Below are 17373 nucleotides of genomic sequence, written 5' to 3'. Positions count from 1 at the left end.
AAAAGCTTGCCAGACTCACTCACTATCACTGCTGAGATTCATAGTTCTGAGCAGTGATAGCACTCCACACCCATCCACAACACACTCACCTATGCAAACCTACGATTGGATCGTCATCGGCGCAGGAATCACAGGCGCATCCCTCAGCTACGAACTCACCCAACAAGGCTACTCCGTCCTCTTACTCGATGTCGATCGCAATCCCCCCTCAGCAACCCGCTTTAGCTATGGCGGCATCGCCTACTGGTCAGGCACAACCGACCTCACCCGCCAACTCTGCACCGAAGCAAAAATCATTCATCAAAACCTCTCCGCCGAACTCGATGCCGACACCGAATTTCGCGAGATCGATCTACTGTTAACGATCGCCCCCGAATCCAACCCCGAAACCCTAACTGCCGCCTACGCCAACTTTGCAACCCCTCCGCAATTTCTCACGATCGAATCCGCCTGTGAGCTAGAACCCTTACTCGACCCAAACGGCATCGCTGGAGCCTTAACCGTCAAACACGGACACATCAATGCCGCAAAAACAGCACAAGCCTACATCCAAGCCATGCAGCGCTCGACCGGAACCTATACGATCGCAACCGTCACCCAACTCCTCAAAACCAGCGTTCTCACCACCGAAGGCGAATTTTTTGCAGCCAATATCGTCCTCTGCATGGGAGCCTTAACGCGCCAATTCTTGAAAAACTCAGGCATCTCGATCGCTCAGTACTTCACCCACGCCGAAATTATCGAAATCCCTTCTAGTTCCGTGCAGCTTAGTACGTTGGTCATGCCAGCCGAAGCCGAGCGATTCACCCTAGAAGCAAATGCCAGCCGTGATGATGCAATCTGGGATCAACCCGGACAAGAACCAACCCCTGCCATTCTCGATGCTGGAGCAGTTCAGTTCCGAGATAGTCGCATTTTAATTGGACAAGTCAGCCGAACTTTAACTGATCCTAATGCCGCGATCGATGCCCGTCAAAGTGAAGCCGACCTGCGAAAAAAAATCAGCCGCGTCTTACCCAAAGTCAGCGAACTAGCCGGAACCTGGCAACATTGCCTCGTCGCATTCAGCGGCGATCGCTTACCCTTAGTTGGCAAAATTCCAGGACACGAGACGCTGCATGTGTTCTCAGGCTTTGGCAACCCTTTAGCGATCGTTCCTCCTTTAGCCCGAAGATTTGCTATTCAGTCAAAAGGAACCCCAGACGCATTGTTGCAACAAGTCTCGCTAGAACGATTCACCAAAAACGGATAGGGAGATAGAAGCCTTACAGTTTAATAAAGTCCCTAAGCTCCGATTCTGCCTCGCCCGTGATTGAAAATCCGGGCTAATAAAATGAAGTCCACTAAAGGGACTAAAACAGCCAGTATGAGAGCCTTTCAGTCCCTTTAGTGGACTTTTCTCTGTTAGCCCGGATTTCCAATCACGGGCGGAATCGCAACGCAGCGAAACAATCGCCCCACTCCCAACCCACAAAATTCATGCAATTGCCGACTAATTTCCCCCCACTCCCGGCAAAATCTTCTGCACAAACTCATAAACCTCATTCAAAACCAACGGCGAAATCTCATGCCCAATATCAAATTCCTGATAGTCGATCGCGATACCCAATCCCTCTAAATTCTTCTTCGCAAGCTGCGCCGCCGCCAGAGGAACCACCATATCTTGCCGACCATGCACCATCAAAATCGGCGGAACCGTCGCCCCAGGATGCAGCGTGGAATGTTGATACCCACTCAAAATCATCAACCCCGCTAACGGCAAAGACAATCCCACATCCAACGTCATTGCCCCGCCTTGAGAAAAGCCACCCAAAATTGTGCGCGATAAAGGAATTCCGGTTGTTGCCTCTAAAGAATTGAGCCAATCCCTTAACTGCTGGCGACTGCTGATTAAATCTGATCGCTGACCAAAATCACTCGAAAAATTTGACTCGCTCAAGTCGTACCACATCCGACCTTCAGGACTATAAGGAAACGGAAACGGCGCATCAGGCAGAATAAATTGCACCTGATCCAATTTCAGCAAAGAACAGAGAAACGCCACATCCTGAGCATTTGCACCCCAGCCATGCAATATGACGATCGCAGCAGTTGCAGTGCCAGACTTGGCGGGAATTGTCATCGTATTCAGCATAAAATTCCTATCTCATCCAGTCGATTGTATGCTTAGAGATCTCTTTTTACTTGGGAACTAAATCGATGGCACGTTTGGCACTATTAAGCGTCTCCAACAAAACAGGATTAGTCGAATTTGCAAAACAATTAGTCGAAGAATTTGGCTTCGATATTATCAGCAGCGGTGGAACGGCTCAAGCCTTGAAAGCAGCAGGCTTACCCGTGACGAAAGTCTCCGACTACACCGGATCGCCCGAAATTTTAGGCGGACGCGTCAAAACCCTACATCCTCGAATTCACGGCGGAATTTTAGCAAGACGCGATTTGCCAGAGCATGTGGCAGATTTGGAAGCTCAGAACATTCGCCCGATCGATTTAGTCGTCGTCAATCTCTACCCATTTGAACAAACGATCGCAAAACCCGATGTCACATTAGAAGACGCGATCGAACAAATTGACATCGGCGGCCCTGCAATGGTTCGCGCTTCGGCGAAGAATTTTGCCAACCTGACCATCCTTTGCAATCCCAATCAGTACGACACGTACCTCGAAGAACTCCGCAAAAATGGAGAAGCCTCGATCGCATTCCGGCAAGCCTGCTCACTTCAGGCTTTCAAACACACAGCAAGTTATGATGCAGCGATCGCAGCCTATCTCGAACAGCAACTCGAACAGAAATCGGAAACCTTTACCCTCACCGGAACCCAAATCCAAGAACTGCGTTACGGAGAAAATCCGCATCAACCTGCATCTTGGTATCAAACTGGAGCAACCCCGACAGGTTGGGCAGCCGCTACAAAATTGCAAGGCAAAGAACTCAGCTACAACAACTTGGTTGACTTAGAAGCAGCCCGATCGATCATTGCAGAATTTGCCAATGATGATCCAGCCGCAACGATCATTAAACATAACAACCCTTGTGGATCAGCGATGGGATCATCGATCGCTGAAGCTTACGAAAAAGCGTTCAATGCAGATTCGACTTCCGCATTCGGTGGAATTGTTGCACTGAATAGAGCGATCGACGCTGCAACCGCAACGTCTCTCACCAAAACCTTCTTAGAATGCGTAGTTGCACCTGGCATTGATTCCGAAGCTCAAACCATTCTGCAAGCCAAGCAAAATCTTCGAGTGCTGATCCTTCCAGATTTGACCAACGGCGCGAAGAATAACGTCAAACAGATTGCAGGTGGATTCTTAGTCCAAGCCGCAGATGACATTGTGGCAGATCCGAATGCTTGGCAATTAGTCACCGAGAAAAAGCCAACCCCTGAAGAACTTGCAGAACTCTTATTTGCCTGGAAGATCTGTAAGCATGTGAAATCGAATGCCATTGTTGTGAGCAACGATCGCACAACTTTAGGAGTCGGGGCTGGACAAATGAATCGAGTCGGCTCTGCCAAAATCGCCCTCGAACAAGCAGGCGAAAAAGCCCAAGGCGCAATTCTCGCATCGGACGGATTTTTCCCATTTGATGACTCCGTGAAAACGGCAGCCGCAGCGGGAATTAAAGCGATCGTTCAACCCGGTGGAAGTATGCGCGATGCAGACTCGATCAAAGCTGCCAACGAACTTGGAATTGTCATGGTTCTCACAGGAATTCGGCACTTCTTACATTGATTGTGTTAAGTTCTATTACATTCCTCTCAAGAACACGTTTCTATGTCTGCCGATATCCTTCACACCCTCAAGGTTTACAGTCAGTTTGTCCATCCTGTTTTGATGTGGGTTTTGCTAGCGCTGACCAGTTACGCAATGTATACCGGGCTGCAATGGCGACGCACTCGATCGGCTCAAGGTGATTTGAAGAAAGAGCTCGTCAAGCAAAGATTCAACATCAAGCATCACCAAATCGGTGCGATCGTACTCACGTTGATGGTGGTTGGTTCAGTCGGGGCAATGGGTGCGACTTATATCAATAGCGGTAAACTTTTTGTCAATCCGCACTTGATAACAGGATTAGGAATGACCTGTCTGATTGCAATGTCAGCTTCGCTTACACCATTCATGCAGAAAGGACAAGAATGGGCGCGACTCAGCCACATCGTTATCAACGTAGTGATTACTGGACTGTTTGGCTGGCAGGCTGTCACAGGCGTGGGAATCGTGCAGAACATTATTAACCGGATGTAGTTCTTTGTGTTTCCCAGAATGGGAGATTGAGCAGCCTAAACTCGCCTACATTCAAATTCATACCGCTTTTAGAGGCAGTGAGAAAATCGCTGCCTCTAGTTTTTGGCAGTCCACCTGCGGCTCTAGCGTCTCAAATCATTTTGATCCCCAATTTTGCAACTTGATCCCCGATCTAAAAATCTGCTCCCCATTTAACAAAACTTAGTCTCAATTTTGCCGTACAATTTTGGCAACGATCCCGCCCACTTACCCCAGCGTCTTTATGAGTATTGGATATGTTGCCCTCGTTCTGCACGCTCACTTGCCCTTCGTCCGTCATCCGGAGAGTGACTTTGTATTAGAAGAGGAATGGCTGTATGAAGCAATTACTGAAACCTATATTCCCTTAATTCAAGTTTTTGAAGGCTTAAAACGCGACGGCGTAGACTTCAAAATCACCATGAGCATGACCCCGCCGCTCTGCTCGATGTTGGCAGATCCACTGCTCCAAGAACGCTATGACGAGCACTTGTCCAAGCTCGAAGAATTAGCAGAACTGGAAGTCGAGCGTCACGCTCATTCTGGGCACATGAAATATCTGGCGGAATACAACGCCAAAGAATTCAACGGGGTTCGCAATACTTGGGAGAAGTACGATCGTAATTTAATCAACGCCTTCAAACAGTTTCTCGACTCCAACAACCTCGAAATCATCACCTGCGGCGCAACCCACGGATATCTGCCGCTGATGAAAATGTATCCGCAAGCCGTCTGGGCACAGATCCAGGTCGCTTGTGAACATTACGAAAAAACCTTTGGTCGTCCTGCGAAAGGCATTTGGCTCCCTGAATGTGCCTATTACGAAGGGGTCGAGCGGATGCTCGCCGATGCAGGTCTGCGCTATTTCCTCACGGATGGACATGGAATTCTCTATGCCCGTCCTCGTCCGCGTTATGGCAGCTACGCACCGATTTTCACAGAGCCAGGGGTCGCAGCATTTGGACGTGATCACGAATCCTCGCAGCAAGTTTGGTCTTCAGAAGTCGGCTATCCGGGCGCGGTTGAATATCGAGAGTTCTATCGCGATTTAGGTTGGGATGCGGACTATGAATACATCAAACCGTACGTTATGCCCAACGGTCAGCGTAAAAATGTCGGCATCAAGTACCACAAAATTACCGGAAAAGGCTTAGGTCTGGGCGATAAGCAGCTTTACGATCCTTACTGGGCACGTGAGAAAACCACAGAACATGCCGCGAATTTTGTCTACAACCGCGAACGCCAAGTCGAGCATTTATTTGGCATCATGCACCGTCCGCCGATCATTGTCTCGCCCTATGACGCAGAGCTTTTCGGGCACTGGTGGTATGAAGGTCCGATGTTCATCGATTACCTCTTCCGCAAATCGTGGTTCGATCAAAGTACCTTTGAGATGACTCACCTCGCTGACTATTTGAGAACGCATCCGACTCAGCAAGTGTGTCGCCCGTCTCAATCGAGTTGGGGATACAAGGGCTTCCACGAATACTGGTTAAATGAGACGAATGCTTGGATCTATCCGCATTTGCACAAAGCCGCAGAACGCATGATCGAACTTGCAAAACGTGAGCCTGCGGATGAACTAGAGTGGAAAGCGCTGAATCAAGCTGCCCGCGAATTGTTGCTTGCACAGTCTTCGGATTGGGCGTTTATCATGCGAACGGGCACGATGGTTCCGTATGCGATTAGAAGAACACGATCGCATTTAATGCGCTTCAACAAGCTCTATGAAGATATCAACCACGGCAAGGTTGATTCGGGCTGGGTTGAAAAAGTAGAAGCGATCGACAATATCTTCCCCGATATTAACTATCGCGTTTATCGCCCGCTCTAACCTGTGGAAGCGCAGCTTAGGCTCTAGGCTGCGCTTCTCCATAAGTAAATTCAAGCCAATGCCAACGACTAAAAGTTATCATGCGTTCTTAGTTAGTTCGCTGCAAGATCCAGAAAAAGCCGCAGCATACCTGGATTCTGTTCTAGAAGATGGCGATCCGCAGCATATTCGCCTAGCCCTGAAGAACGTTGCTGAGGCACGTGCGAGTTTGACTGAGCTATCAAATGCTGTCAAATGGCGAGAATGCTATGAATTATTAGAACAAGGAGAGATGCCGAATCTCCTGATGCTTGTTGATCTTTTGAATGAGTTGAATCTGCGTTTGTCGATCGCTCAAAAAACTTGAACGATCGCTCAAAAACTGATTGTCCATACACTCAAAATTCTCTAAGCTAAATTGCTTCCGTCTCAAGAACCCGAGCTATTTTGATGTGCGATCGACTTCACCTTAGAGATAGTATTCCGATCCATGCAAGTTCTCCATTTCAACCAAACGGATGTAGCAGGAGGTGCAGCACTGGCAGGCTATCGACTGCATCAAGGACTATTAGATCAGAAGATTGATTCTCGATTCCTCGTTGCTCGTAAGGTTACTCAAAGCGATCGCGTTACTCAACTTCCTTCGCCTTCACGGACAGAGAGACGAATTCAAAGCATTACTGATCCATTGGGATTTGCTCAGATTCATTTACTTTCGACGTTCAATCTCAAACAACATCCGAGCTATCAAAGTGCTGATTTGCTCAATTTTCATAACTTACATGACGGCTACTTTAACTATTTAGCGATCGCACATCTTACCCAACACAAGCCTGCGGTTCTCACTCTGCATGATATGTGGTCGATGACCGGGCATTGTTCATTTAGCTATGACTGCGATCGCTGGAAAATTGGCTGTGGTAACTGTCCCGATCTCACCATTTTTCCACCGATGCGGCGCGATAGTAGCCATTGGGAATGGAAGCTGAAAAAATGGGCGTATCACAAAGCTCGATTAACGATCGTCGCTCCGAGTCGCTGGCTGGCAACCGTTGCCAGAGAAAGCCCACTATTTAGACGATTTGCCGTGCATCATATTCCTTACGGAATAGATGTGGATGTCTATAAACCGCTTGATCCAGAGTACTGTCGATCGCGATTAAACCTGCCAAACGGCAAAAGAGTTTTACTCTTTGTCGCGACTCACCTTCAGGAACGCCGCAAAGGAGGTGATTTAGTTTTAGCCGCATTGCAACAGTTACCAGACGCGATTAAATCTCAACTCGTACTTGTCACATTCGGCAGTGGCGACACCGAGCAGACTGGAATTCAAACTGTCTCACTCGGCTATATCCAAGATGACGCAGAAAAAGCGATCGTATATTCCGCCGCAGATCTGCTCGTATTTCCGACCCGCGCCGATAACTTACCGCTCGTGCTTCAAGAAAGTCTTGCCTGTGGTACGCCGATGATTTCTTGCCGTGTCGGAGGGGTGCCTGATTTAGTTCGCCCCAATATCACAGGCTACTTGGCAAACTCAGAAGACGTTCAGGATCTCAAAACTGGAATTTTAGTCCTGCTCGAAAACGACCGATTGCGTCAACAGATGCGCGAGAATTGCCGAACGATCGCAGTGTCAGAATATCGGCTAGAACTTCAAGCACAGCGCTATATTGAGCTATATCAAACCCTAGTCAATTCTATCGATCGGTAGACTCTAAGCCACAGTGCTCTATCTTATGATAGATTTGCGATTCTCGTCTCCGCGATTCATGACCCAGCCTCGCCAGTCTTTGAGTGAATTTCAGCAATTTCCAAACTCATCAGCAGATTCTCGGTACTACAAGCAGTATCTAGAAACGGTCTGCAACAATGCAACCCTAGCGCTGTTTGTGATGGATGAACATCAGCAGTGCGTTTATATGAATCCTGCGGCTGAAAAGCTCACTGGATATGCGCTGCATGAGCTTCAGGGGCGGGCTTTACATGATGCGATTCACCATACTCGCCCGGATGGTAGCCCTTACCCATTATGTGAATGCCCGATCGATCAAGTCTTTCCGCAAAACAACCAAGAGCAAGGCGAAGAAGTCTTTGTTCATCGGGATGGACATTTTTATCCGGTTGCTTATACAGCCAGTCCCATTCGAGAAGCCGGTCAAACGATCGGAACCGTGATCGAAGTTCGAGACATTACCCAAGAGAAAATTAATGCAAAAATGCAGCAGGAAGTCGCTGAGCGAGAACGCCTCCTGCGCGAAGCAGCAGAAGCCGAAAAAACACGAGCTGAAACAGTTTTGCAAAGCATCACCGATGCATTCATTGTGCTCGATCGAGAATGGAACTATGTTTATGTCAATGCTGCGGCAACCCGATTGTTTCTCAAGTCTGAAGCGGAATTAGTGGGTCATTGCATTTGGGAGGTATTTCCCGAAGCGATTCACACCCCGATTTATACCGAATATTGTCGGAGTCTGGCTGAGCAAAAAACGATCGAGTTTGAATGCTTCTACTCCACCTGGAATCGTTGGTTTCTGAATCGGGTTTCCCCTTCAGCCACGGGCATATCTGTGTTTGTGTCGGATATTACCGAGCGCAAACAAACGCAGCAAGCCCTACTTGAAAGCGAAGTCCGATTTCGCAGCTTGTTTGAGTGCAATATTATTCCGATCGGCATTTGGACAAAAGACGGGGGCTTAACGGACGGGAATGATGCACTGCTGGATCTCATTGGCTATACCCGCGCCGAACTTGAAGCCGGACTCCTGACTTGGAAATCGCTGACCCCACCTGAATGGGAAAAGCGAGATGCCGAAGCCGTTGAAGAAATTATGACGCGAGGTTATTGCACAGCATTTGAGAAAGAATACATTCACAAAAATGGGCATCGGGTTCCAATTTTGCTAGGGGGCGGCAAATTTGATCAAGCGTCTCAAAGTGGGTTTTTCTTTGCGATCGATCTGTCTCAACTCAAGCAAACCGAAGCCGAATTAAGAGAAGCAGACTCGCTTCTGTCTTCAGCGCTCGCTGCCGGATCGATTTATACCTGGCGCTGGCGAATGCAGGAAAATGTCATCTCAGTGGACGCTGCATTGGCGCAGTTATTGGGGGTTGATCCTGAAACTGCAATGCGGGGATTACCGCTCGAAATTTTCTTAAATGCCATACACCCAGACGATCACGAGTCGGTTGCAACCGCGATTCAGACTGCGATCGAGACCCGAGAAGACTATCTCACAGAATATCGAGTGCGCTCAGCCGATGGGTCAGAGCGTTGGGTCACAGCACGAGGACGGGTCGAATATGACGCAGACGGAACGCCCATTTCGTTTCCAGGCGCGCTCTCTGACATTACCGAGCGCAAACAAATCGAAGCGACATTACAAGAGACGGAAGAGCGATTACGACTGGCGATCGAGTCGGCAGAACTCGGGACTTGGGATTTTAATCTCGTGACCGGACGGATCATTTGGAATGACGGCTGTAAGGCAATGTTCGCAACAACCGGCGAGGACGAAATTACCTTCGACACGGTGCAAGCTGGAATGCATCCCGATGATCGCGATCGCGTCAATCAATTTGTCCAAGCCGTACTCGCTCGACAAAGCTCAGGCGATGAGGTGATCGAGTACCGAGTCATTGGGTTCTCGGATGGGATTGAGCGGTGGGTTGCTTGTCGCGGTAAAGTTTTTACGGATTCCGTCGGCAATCCGATCCGGTGGGTTGGCACATTGCTCAATGTCACCGAAGTCAAACGCCGTGAAGCGGAACGACAAGAACTGCTCGATCGAGAAAAGCTGCTGCGCGAACAAGCCGAACAAGCGAATCGGATCAAAGATGAATTTCTCGCGGTTCTCTCGCACGAGTTGAGAACGCCCCTCAATCCGATCCTCGGCTGGGTGAAAATGCTCAAAGGCGGGAAATGTCCCCCAGAACGAGTGCCCCAAGCGCTCGACACGATCGAGCGCAATGCAGTGTTGCAAGCTCAATTGATCGAAGATTTGCTGGATGTCTCTCGGATTTTGCAAGGAAAGGTTGTCCTCAACGGCGATTGGATCAATCTTGCCGAAACGGTGACAGCCGCAGTCGAAACGGTTCGCTTAGCCGCAGAATCGAAGGCGATCGAGCTTTTGCTCACGGTTGATCCACTGCTTGGCTCAGTTCGAGGGGATGCCAACCGATTGCAGCAGGTCTTTTGGAACTTGCTATCGAATGCTGTGAAATTTACGCCGGTTTCAGGACGCGTTGAAGTCACGCTCTCGCAGGCTGAGACGGAAGCTCAGATTCAGATTCGCGATTCGGGCAAAGGCATTCGGGCTGAAGTGTTACCGTATATTTTCGAGCGCTTCCGTCAAGCCGATTCTTCGACAACTCGGCAGTTTGGCGGGTTAGGGTTAGGACTTGCGATCGCACGTCATCTCGTCGAACTGCATGGGGGAACGATCTCTGCGGAAAGTTTAGGAGAAAATCAAGGTGCCACCTTCACCGTCAGATTGCCGATTGCCATGATTCAAACTCAACTTGATCAACCTGAGCGCGGATCTGAAGTATCCCAGGATCTTCTAGGGGTGAAAATTTTAGCGATCGATGACGAACCAGATAATCTGGATTTCTTAGTCTTTGTGCTCGAAGCCGCAGGCGCAATTGTACAAGGGGTTCAATGTGCAAAACTGGCGCTAGAAAAGTTGTCTGAATTCTCGCCAGATTTAGTCATCAGCGATATTGCCATGCCGGATCTCGATGGGTATGAGTTGATCCAGCGAGTTCGGCAGCAGAGTGATGTGCCTGCGATCGCGTTAACGGCTTATGCAGGAGAAACCAATCAGCATCAAATCTTAGCCGCCGGATTTCAGCGACACTTAGCTAAACCCATTGAACCGAGTCAGGTGATTCATGAGATCATCACTCTGCTCAAATAGATTCGCGCTGATACGGCTTAAACTCCGAGCGGTTTAAGACTCGGAGTTTTTACTTGGTTGTCTATCTTAATGCGGTATTCGCAAAGCCTAGAGTTAGGAGAAAGCCCAAAATATGCCCGAAACTCATACAAGCGAGAAAACCAGCAACACTAATGTTATTGAATAAAGATTTAGAAAATGGCAGCGGCATCTTTGCACCCGTATGAGGGTGTTTGATAGTCCGCGAACCGATTAATAGAACGAGCAAACAAGCACCGACAATAAACGGCGTACCTTGCCAGTTCCACAGTTCACCAGAAGGAGGCAATTCAAACATAGTACAGTAACTCCATAGATGGGATGCACCTATGATGAGTGCGCTCTCCCAAGCGAACCTCTTTCTGAATGCGGGGTCTGAGTTCTGCACAAAGACGGATAATTTTAAGGCAATGATTCAATCGACTCGATATGCAAGCTTGGAATCTAGGGCGATCGACTTTTAATTGGGGACAGAAAACCTACATCATGGGGATTTTGAACGTCACACCCGATAGTTTTAGTGATGGCGGACAGTTCAACACGTTGGAAAGCGCGATCGCTCAAGCCGATCACATGATTCAAAACGGTGCAGATATTCTCGATATCGGTGGACAGTCTACTCGCCCGAATGCCGAAGAAATTTCACTTCAAGCCGAACTCGATCGCGTCATTCCGATCATCGAGGCAATTCGGCAGAATTTTGAAATCCCGATTTCAGTCGATACAACTCGTGCTGTCGTTGCGAAACATGCGATCGCGGCAGGAGCCGACTTGATCAATGATATTTCTGGAGCCGTGTTCGATTCAGAAATGCTCTCAACTGTCGGCAAATTAGGCGTTCCGATCGTTTTGATGCATATGCGAGGAACTCCCAAAACCATGCAATCGCTGACCGAGTATCAAGATCTGATGCCAGAGATTTATGAATTCCTGAACACGCGAATTGAAAGCGCGATCGCCCATGGCATCACCCAGATCATCATTGATCCAGGCATTGGATTTGCCAAGCAGTTCGATCAAAACTTAGACATCATCCGCAATCTCAAAGCGTTGCAATCCTTGAATTGCCCGATTCTCTTCGGTGCATCGCGAAAAAGCTTCATTGGTCATATTCTTGACCAACCTGATCCTCAGAAACGAGTGTGGGGAACTGCCGCCGCTTGTGTCAGCGCGATCGCCAATGGAGCCGATATGGTTCGCGTTCACGATGTCGCCGAACTCAGAGATGCCTGCCGCGTTGCAGATGCGATCTGGCGCTAAAAAGCCGCTAAAAAAGGGAGGCAATTGCCTCCCTCCAAATTCCAAATCTCGTCTTCACACCATTAAGTATCAATATCCCCATCGATATTCCCGCGATTGCGCGCGTCAATTACGCCCGTATGTCCCATCAAATCTGTCACTGCTTCATTGAGTGCTCGCGGGTCAAGGAAGACAATCTTGGAATTCTCACTCTTACCCAGTTCGCGGTTTGCATCGACGTAATCCTTCGCAACCAAGTAGCGCAACACATCCGCATTCTGTCCTTCCAAGGCTGCTGAAAGCTGCTGAATCGACTTCACCGTTCCTTCTGTTCGAGTCAGTTCTGCCTGCTTCTCACTTCGCGCTGCCCGCTCTTTCTCAAGTGAATCTCGCAGCGCTTGAGAAATCATAAACTCTTGCACCTCCACGCGAATCACCTTTACGCCCCAGTTAGCCGTGGACTTATCGAGTTGACGTAACAAAGCCTGATTAATCTTGCTCGCCGATGAGAAAGATTCCTCTAAAGTCAATTGCCCCACTTCATTTCTCAACGTCGAAATCACAATCTGTTTCAGCGACTCTTCGAGATCTTCGACAGCGTAATAAGCCTTTCTCAAATCGAGAATCTGCCAAGACACGATCGCATCGACTTCGATCGGCACATTATCTTTCGTAAAAGCCCGTTGCGGTTCAATATCTAACAACTGCTCCCGAATCGTCTCGACTAACACCGTATCCAACAACGGGATCACAAAATTGAGTCCTGGATTGAGGATGCGCTTATATTGCCCGAGACGTTGCACGATCGCTTGATCGCCTTGTTCAACGATGCGGATAGAACCTATGATGTAACCCAAAACAATAAGACACAATGCACCAGTAATCTCAATCATATGTTGTGCTCCCGCCGAGCCAAATTATCGATGACTTTTTCAAAATAGAGGTTGCAAGTTTAGTCTAATCTCTCTACCTGAAAATGTTGCAGATTCGGGGCTGAAATTCAAGACCTTTGGCAGGTTTAACCGATATTATTGTGCCTGTTGGTCGTTGCGTTTGCTAGCCACGAACTGATTTACCAATCCCTTTGAGGATTCCCCGACCAATTAGCCCAATCCCACGTCCAATCACTTCGGTTAAAACATAGACAATTCCACTGCCTAAAAATGCAATTACACTCCTCAATCGGGGTGAAATTGCATCTCGCGTTTCTAGGGCGAGAGTGACTGCAAGTTGTAGACCAGAAAGCTCTGCTAATTCTTCAGTTCTAGGCGAATAAATCACGATGCGATTAATCCCATACTCTTCTAAGACAAACAGCCGATATCGACTTTCAAAAATGGCTTTTGGCTCAGAAAATAATCGCTCTGATCGCACTCGCCAGGATAAATCATTTCTAAATCGCTCGATTTCACGAGTGGATAAAAGTCGGCGATCGTAGAAGCCTTGTTTAATTGCTTCTAAGGTAGCAAACCGATTCAATAAAGGCTGAATCGTCGCATTTGCAAGCTGAATGATCAGATTTTCTAGAAGATCAAGGGCGCGATCGCGCGCTTCGATCGTGCCGATTTCATGTTGCATTTGATCGACAATCAGCGGCGTTTCAAACAATAAATGCTCAAAAATCTCCTGAACCAAGGGAATTTTATCCAGAATTTCAGTTTGAACCGTATTGCCTTCTTCAAGTAAAGTCGCAACAATTTCAAAGTCGCGATTCTTCACTCGAATTGTGGAATAACGCCCGAAGAATTGCATCACAATGGCTTGCCACAAATCGCGCAAAATATGCGATTGCTTTGCCGCAAATTGGTCGGGCAAAAGTTGCGAAAATCTCAATTCGTCCAGCAAATCTTCAAATTGCCGCAGGATGATAAAAAATAATTCCCGTTTCTTTTCTAATTTGAGAATGTCAATTTCTAGGGGTATGTCGGTTAAATTTTCTAAATTTGATTGAAGTTTTGCTGCAATGCGATCGCACAATTCCCCCTGCCATGCCTTCGGGCGCGGCATTTCTAGAACAGGTTCGATCTCCTGTGCAGACACAGTAAGCGATGACTCGACCGGCACAATCGTGCGCGGGGTCGGTGCAATCTCCTCAGCCGGAAGTGTTTTCTGAATTAACCACTGCGCCGCTTTTAACTCTCGTCTTCGTCCAGCTAAAAAAGCGCGATCGAGGTTAGACAGGGAGGTCGATTTGAGCTGAGCGTTAATCTCATTCAAGGCAGCTTCAATCTGCCCTAACCCTGACAATCGCCAATTTTGCCGAATCACTTTCAAAATACTGACTGACTGCGACCGTGAACTGACAAGTCGAATCTGATCTAAGACTTGCGATCGCCAATAATTTTGCCCCGTTGTGATCTGTCGAACGGCAGCAACAAATTCAGAAATTGAGCTTCCCTTGGGACAATACCCTTCAATGCCTGCCTGAAACGCCGCGAGTAGCTCCCGTTCGGCTAACGGCTCAATCACTAAAACAGGCAAATCCGGATACTGGGCTTTCACCTGTTGAGCAAATTCGCCCCCAATTCCAATTAAAACGGCATCTAATTCGTCTCGTGCCAGTTCCGTCAGGTTGCGCCATGCCGTTGGAATGGTTTCTGCTTCTGCAACGACTCGAAATTCTGCAAACCGACTCAAACAGTTGAGCAACCCCGATCGAAACACCGGATCTTGCTCCACAAGCATTAGTCGCGCTATTCCACTTAAACTACTCATCCATTTGCCAGCGCATTTCTATCGATTAAACATCCTAAAAACTTCAAATACAAGATTTGCAATATAGAATTAGGCGAATGGTTGGGTGAAATATGTTGAATAGGTTCGCATCCCAACAAACTCCCACTCCCAAAGCGCAAGAACACCTAGGTCAGGAATGCCTAACCAGCAGTCAAAGTTCTTTAAAAACTCTGACTGCTCGCTTCATATAAAGCTCTTTTTAAGAGAGAACTCTAATCTACCGCAGTTTTAGGGCGGAGTCGGTTCTGAAGCGGGTGGGGTCGGGTCAGGTATCGGCGACTCAAACCCTGAACTCTGCTCTGGATCTTCATCACTGGGAACAGATTGAGACTCTTCCTCTCGTTGTCGCCAAATCGCTGCCCGTTCTGCTGCCCATTGCGCGATCGCACCTCGTGCCTCACCAAATAAGGGGCGACCCGATCCAATTCCTGAAGCCACATCGATCGCGCGTGTCAGATATCCCTGGCTTGCCAAGCGATTTGCTTGAGCCAGAATTGATCGATCTTCTGCAATCTGAATCTGATAAACCCACTCGCCAATCAACCCTTGTGCTTCCGCGTATAGTGCCCGTCCCGGTCGAATACTACCTGCAACCTCGATGGCGCGCCCAAGCTGTCCAGCACTCGCGATCGCTCTTGCATTGTTCAAGATCGGACGATCTTCGATGATTTGAATTTGATTGCTCCAATTGGCGATATCAGTTTGTGCCTCAATCCGCAAACTCCGCTTCGGCTTCACCAACGTTGCCATTGCCACGGCAGATTTCAAATTGCCAAGACTCCCCGATTTTGCCACTTGTTTTGCGCGGTCGAGCAAGGGACGATCCTGCATGGATTCCAACTCTTTTTGCCACTGTGCGACCAGGGTTTGAGCATGGAGCCGTCCGGGACGTTTCGGCGAAATGGTACTCGCTTGAGCGATCGCAAAATGCAGCATGGGAATCTGTTGTAAGTTTGCAACAGAACTCGCCAGATTCAACTGCGTCAGGTCTTGTACTTTTTGCTCCAACCTGGGAATCAAAGTTTTAGCGCGATTGGCAAACGGACTTTGAGCGTCAATCTGTTTGACCATCTGAGTTGCCATGATCAGCGGCACAATTCGCTCTAATCCAGGCGCTCTATAGTTATCAACCGTTTCGATTTCTCTGGCGCGGACTAATCGAATCAAATCCTGGTTTGCAGTCGTCAACTGAACGCTAGTCGGAATCGAATTGACCAGCGCGACAGCAGCGGGAATATTTTGCTGATCAAACTGCGCGATCGCTAATCCAATGATCGTATTCCGCCAGCGCAGAACTTCCTGATTCGCCTGCAAAGTCCAAATAAAAGTGTTGCGATCGATCCCATCCGTCATCGCGATCGCTTGTCCTAATTGAGCAGGCGGATTCGCTTTCGCAAAATTCCGCGCATCTTGCAGGAATTTCCAGGCTTTTTTCTCTTGATTCGATCGTTCTCGAACTTCGCCTAAGCGCTCTTGCCAACCGGGATCATTGACCAGTGCCAACTGCGCCATTTGTTGTGAGGCGCTCTCCCAAGCTCGTTTCTTCAGGGCTTCCAGGATCTTGGCGTAAATGGCTTCGCCGCGACGATATTCTGCTTGCCAACGATCGATCGCGGCTTGAGCATCTTTATAAACAGGACTGCTTTGAGGAATCTGACTAGCAAGATTCACAGCCCCTTTGATGTCTCGCTGAGCAACGCGATCGCGAGCCAAAATCAACACCGCATTCGACCAATCTTGCAGCAGCGGTCGAGATTGCCCATACAAAGGATGTTCTGTCGTCCAACCCTTGACCAAATTGATCGACGCAAGAATCTGATCCGCATTTCCAGTCTGAGCGGCTTGCTGAGCGCAAAATAGCTGCTCCGCTTCTAGAGATTGCGCTGTGACTTGCTGACAGTCCACCGCAGGCGGAGCGCTCGATAGCCAATGAAGCGCGATCGCACCAGTCCCACCAAACACGCCAAAAATCCCTAACCAGATCAGTTGCCATCTCCAAGCTTTCGCAAACTTGCCCAAGCGACGTGCAGTGACCTGAGTTGCGGAGGACGCAGTGCTAGCGGCGCGATGTCCTAACTTGGCAACCCGATGCTGAACCGGACGAGACGACTTCTCGGTTTCCGGCTCAGGCAACGCTTCGGCATCAAGATCATCTTCCAGCAAGACTGGAGAATGGTCACTGTAAGGCTGGTGCTGGTAATTCTCGATCGGGGCAGGTGGATGCTCAATGTCAGCTTTCGGCTTCTGGAATGCCCGAAGCCATTGGGTTGGGAGTTTTCTAGCCATTTATCGCTGCGAAACCGTATATCAAGCGGAAGTTCAGAGTCTCGGCTATTTTACAAGCGATTTTGCCGATGGAACCCTCGACATTAAATGCTTTTA

General features: G+C 48.6%; 13 protein-coding genes. 8 read left to right on the top strand and 5 right to left on the bottom strand.

The window, feature by feature from the left end:
* The first annotated feature begins 91 nt into the window (after positions 1-91).
* Positions 92-1252, top strand: a complete 1161-nt coding sequence (locus LEPBO_RS0110755) for an NAD(P)/FAD-dependent oxidoreductase (RefSeq protein ID WP_017287571.1) — start codon at positions 92-94, stop codon at positions 1250-1252.
* Positions 1253-1492: 240 nt separating this feature from the next.
* Here LEPBO_RS0110755 and LEPBO_RS0110750 read toward each other — a convergent pair whose 3' ends face one another.
* A complete protein-coding gene (locus LEPBO_RS0110750) occupies positions 1493-2134 on the bottom strand; it encodes an alpha/beta hydrolase (protein WP_017287570.1) in 642 nt (213 codons plus the stop codon).
* A gap of 65 nt (positions 2135-2199) precedes the next feature.
* Here LEPBO_RS0110750 and purH point away from each other — a divergent pair, with 65 nt between their 5' ends.
* From purH to LEPBO_RS36765, 6 genes are all read left to right on the top strand, one after another.
* Entirely contained in the window at positions 2200-3735 is a 1536-nt protein-coding gene (gene purH, locus LEPBO_RS0110745; protein WP_017287569.1) for a bifunctional phosphoribosylaminoimidazolecarboxamide formyltransferase/IMP cyclohydrolase, read from the top strand.
* Positions 3736-3777: 42 nt separating this feature from the next.
* Positions 3778-4248 carry a DUF4079 domain-containing protein gene (locus LEPBO_RS0110740; protein ID WP_017287568.1) on the top strand — a complete coding sequence of 157 codons (471 nt, stop codon included), beginning with the start codon at positions 3778-3780 and terminating at the stop codon, positions 4246-4248.
* A gap of 262 nt (positions 4249-4510) precedes the next feature.
* Complete coding sequence (locus LEPBO_RS0110735; protein ID WP_017287567.1) at positions 4511-6100, top strand: glycoside hydrolase family 57 protein; 1590 nt, start codon at positions 4511-4513, stop codon at positions 6098-6100.
* A gap of 58 nt (positions 6101-6158) precedes the next feature.
* Entirely contained in the window at positions 6159-6446 is a 288-nt protein-coding gene (locus LEPBO_RS0110730; RefSeq protein ID WP_017287566.1) for a helix-turn-helix domain-containing transcriptional regulator, read from the top strand.
* A gap of 123 nt (positions 6447-6569) precedes the next feature.
* On the top strand, positions 6570-7793 hold the full coding sequence (locus LEPBO_RS0110725; RefSeq protein WP_017287565.1) for a glycosyltransferase family 4 protein: 1224 nt from the start codon (positions 6570-6572) through the stop codon (positions 7791-7793).
* A gap of 58 nt (positions 7794-7851) precedes the next feature.
* Positions 7852-10998, top strand: a complete 3147-nt coding sequence (locus LEPBO_RS36765; protein WP_017287564.1) for a hybrid sensor histidine kinase/response regulator — start codon at positions 7852-7854, stop codon at positions 10996-10998.
* Positions 10999-11059: 61 nt separating this feature from the next.
* Here LEPBO_RS36765 and LEPBO_RS36760 read toward each other — a convergent pair whose 3' ends face one another.
* Complete coding sequence (locus tag LEPBO_RS36760) at positions 11060-11314, bottom strand: hypothetical protein (RefSeq protein WP_017287563.1); 255 nt, start codon at positions 11312-11314, stop codon at positions 11060-11062.
* 131 nt (positions 11315-11445) lie between these two features.
* Between LEPBO_RS36760 and folP the strand changes: the two genes are divergently transcribed.
* Entirely contained in the window at positions 11446-12276 is an 831-nt protein-coding gene (folP, locus tag LEPBO_RS0110710; protein WP_017287562.1) for a dihydropteroate synthase, read from the top strand.
* Positions 12277-12338: 62 nt separating this feature from the next.
* Here folP and LEPBO_RS36755 read toward each other — a convergent pair whose 3' ends face one another.
* The 3 genes from LEPBO_RS36755 to LEPBO_RS36750 all read right to left on the bottom strand — a co-directional run bounded on the left by LEPBO_RS36755 (position 12339) and on the right by LEPBO_RS36750 (position 17277).
* Positions 12339-13148 (bottom strand): SPFH domain-containing protein, encoded by an 810-nt coding sequence (locus tag LEPBO_RS36755; protein ID WP_017287561.1) that lies wholly within the window; start codon positions 13146-13148, stop codon positions 12339-12341.
* Between the two features lie 163 nt (positions 13149-13311).
* Positions 13312-14940, bottom strand: coding sequence for a DUF3685 domain-containing protein (locus LEPBO_RS0110700; RefSeq protein WP_017287560.1), 1629 nt, complete (start codon positions 14938-14940; stop codon positions 13312-13314).
* Positions 14941-15219: 279 nt separating this feature from the next.
* Positions 15220-17277, bottom strand: coding sequence for a hypothetical protein (locus LEPBO_RS36750; RefSeq protein ID WP_017287559.1), 2058 nt, complete (start codon positions 17275-17277; stop codon positions 15220-15222).
* Positions 17278-17373 lie beyond the last annotated feature (96 nt).

Origin of the sequence: Leptolyngbya boryana PCC 6306, assembly GCF_000353285.1 — a bacterium.
GTDB classification, from domain to species: Bacteria; Cyanobacteriota; Cyanobacteriia; order Leptolyngbyales; family Leptolyngbyaceae; genus Leptolyngbya; species Leptolyngbya boryana.
The sequence above is the reverse complement of the archived record's forward strand: the minus strand, read 5'-3'. Positions and strand labels throughout refer to the sequence as shown.

Bases quoted from the DNA above. Each gene is read 5' to 3' on its own strand.
- LEPBO_RS0110740 (WP_017287568.1), top strand. From the start codon at position 3,778: ATGTCTGCCGATATCCTTCACACCCTCAAGGTTTACAGTCAGTTTGTC.
- purH (WP_017287569.1), top strand. From the start codon at position 2,200: ATGGCACGTTTGGCACTATTAAGCGTCTCCAACAAAACAGGATTAGTC.
- LEPBO_RS0110755 (WP_017287571.1), top strand. From the start codon at position 92: ATGCAAACCTACGATTGGATCGTCATCGGCGCAGGAATCACAGGCGCA.
- LEPBO_RS0110730 (WP_017287566.1), top strand. From the start codon at position 6,159: ATGCCAACGACTAAAAGTTATCATGCGTTCTTAGTTAGTTCGCTGCAA.
- LEPBO_RS36765 (WP_017287564.1), top strand. From the start codon at position 7,852: ATGACCCAGCCTCGCCAGTCTTTGAGTGAATTTCAGCAATTTCCAAAC.
- folP (WP_017287562.1), top strand. From the start codon at position 11,446: ATGCAAGCTTGGAATCTAGGGCGATCGACTTTTAATTGGGGACAGAAA.
- LEPBO_RS0110735 (WP_017287567.1), top strand. From the start codon at position 4,511: ATGAGTATTGGATATGTTGCCCTCGTTCTGCACGCTCACTTGCCCTTC.
- LEPBO_RS0110750 (WP_017287570.1), bottom strand. From the start codon at position 2,134: ATGCTGAATACGATGACAATTCCCGCCAAGTCTGGCACTGCAACTGCT.
- LEPBO_RS0110725 (WP_017287565.1), top strand. From the start codon at position 6,570: ATGCAAGTTCTCCATTTCAACCAAACGGATGTAGCAGGAGGTGCAGCA.
- LEPBO_RS36760 (WP_017287563.1), bottom strand. From the start codon at position 11,314: ATGTTTGAATTGCCTCCTTCTGGTGAACTGTGGAACTGGCAAGGTACG.
- LEPBO_RS0110700 (WP_017287560.1), bottom strand. From the start codon at position 14,940: ATGCTTGTGGAGCAAGATCCGGTGTTTCGATCGGGGTTGCTCAACTGT.
- LEPBO_RS36755 (WP_017287561.1), bottom strand. From the start codon at position 13,148: ATGATTGAGATTACTGGTGCATTGTGTCTTATTGTTTTGGGTTACATC.
- LEPBO_RS36750 (WP_017287559.1), bottom strand. From the start codon at position 17,277: ATGGCTAGAAAACTCCCAACCCAATGGCTTCGGGCATTCCAGAAGCCG.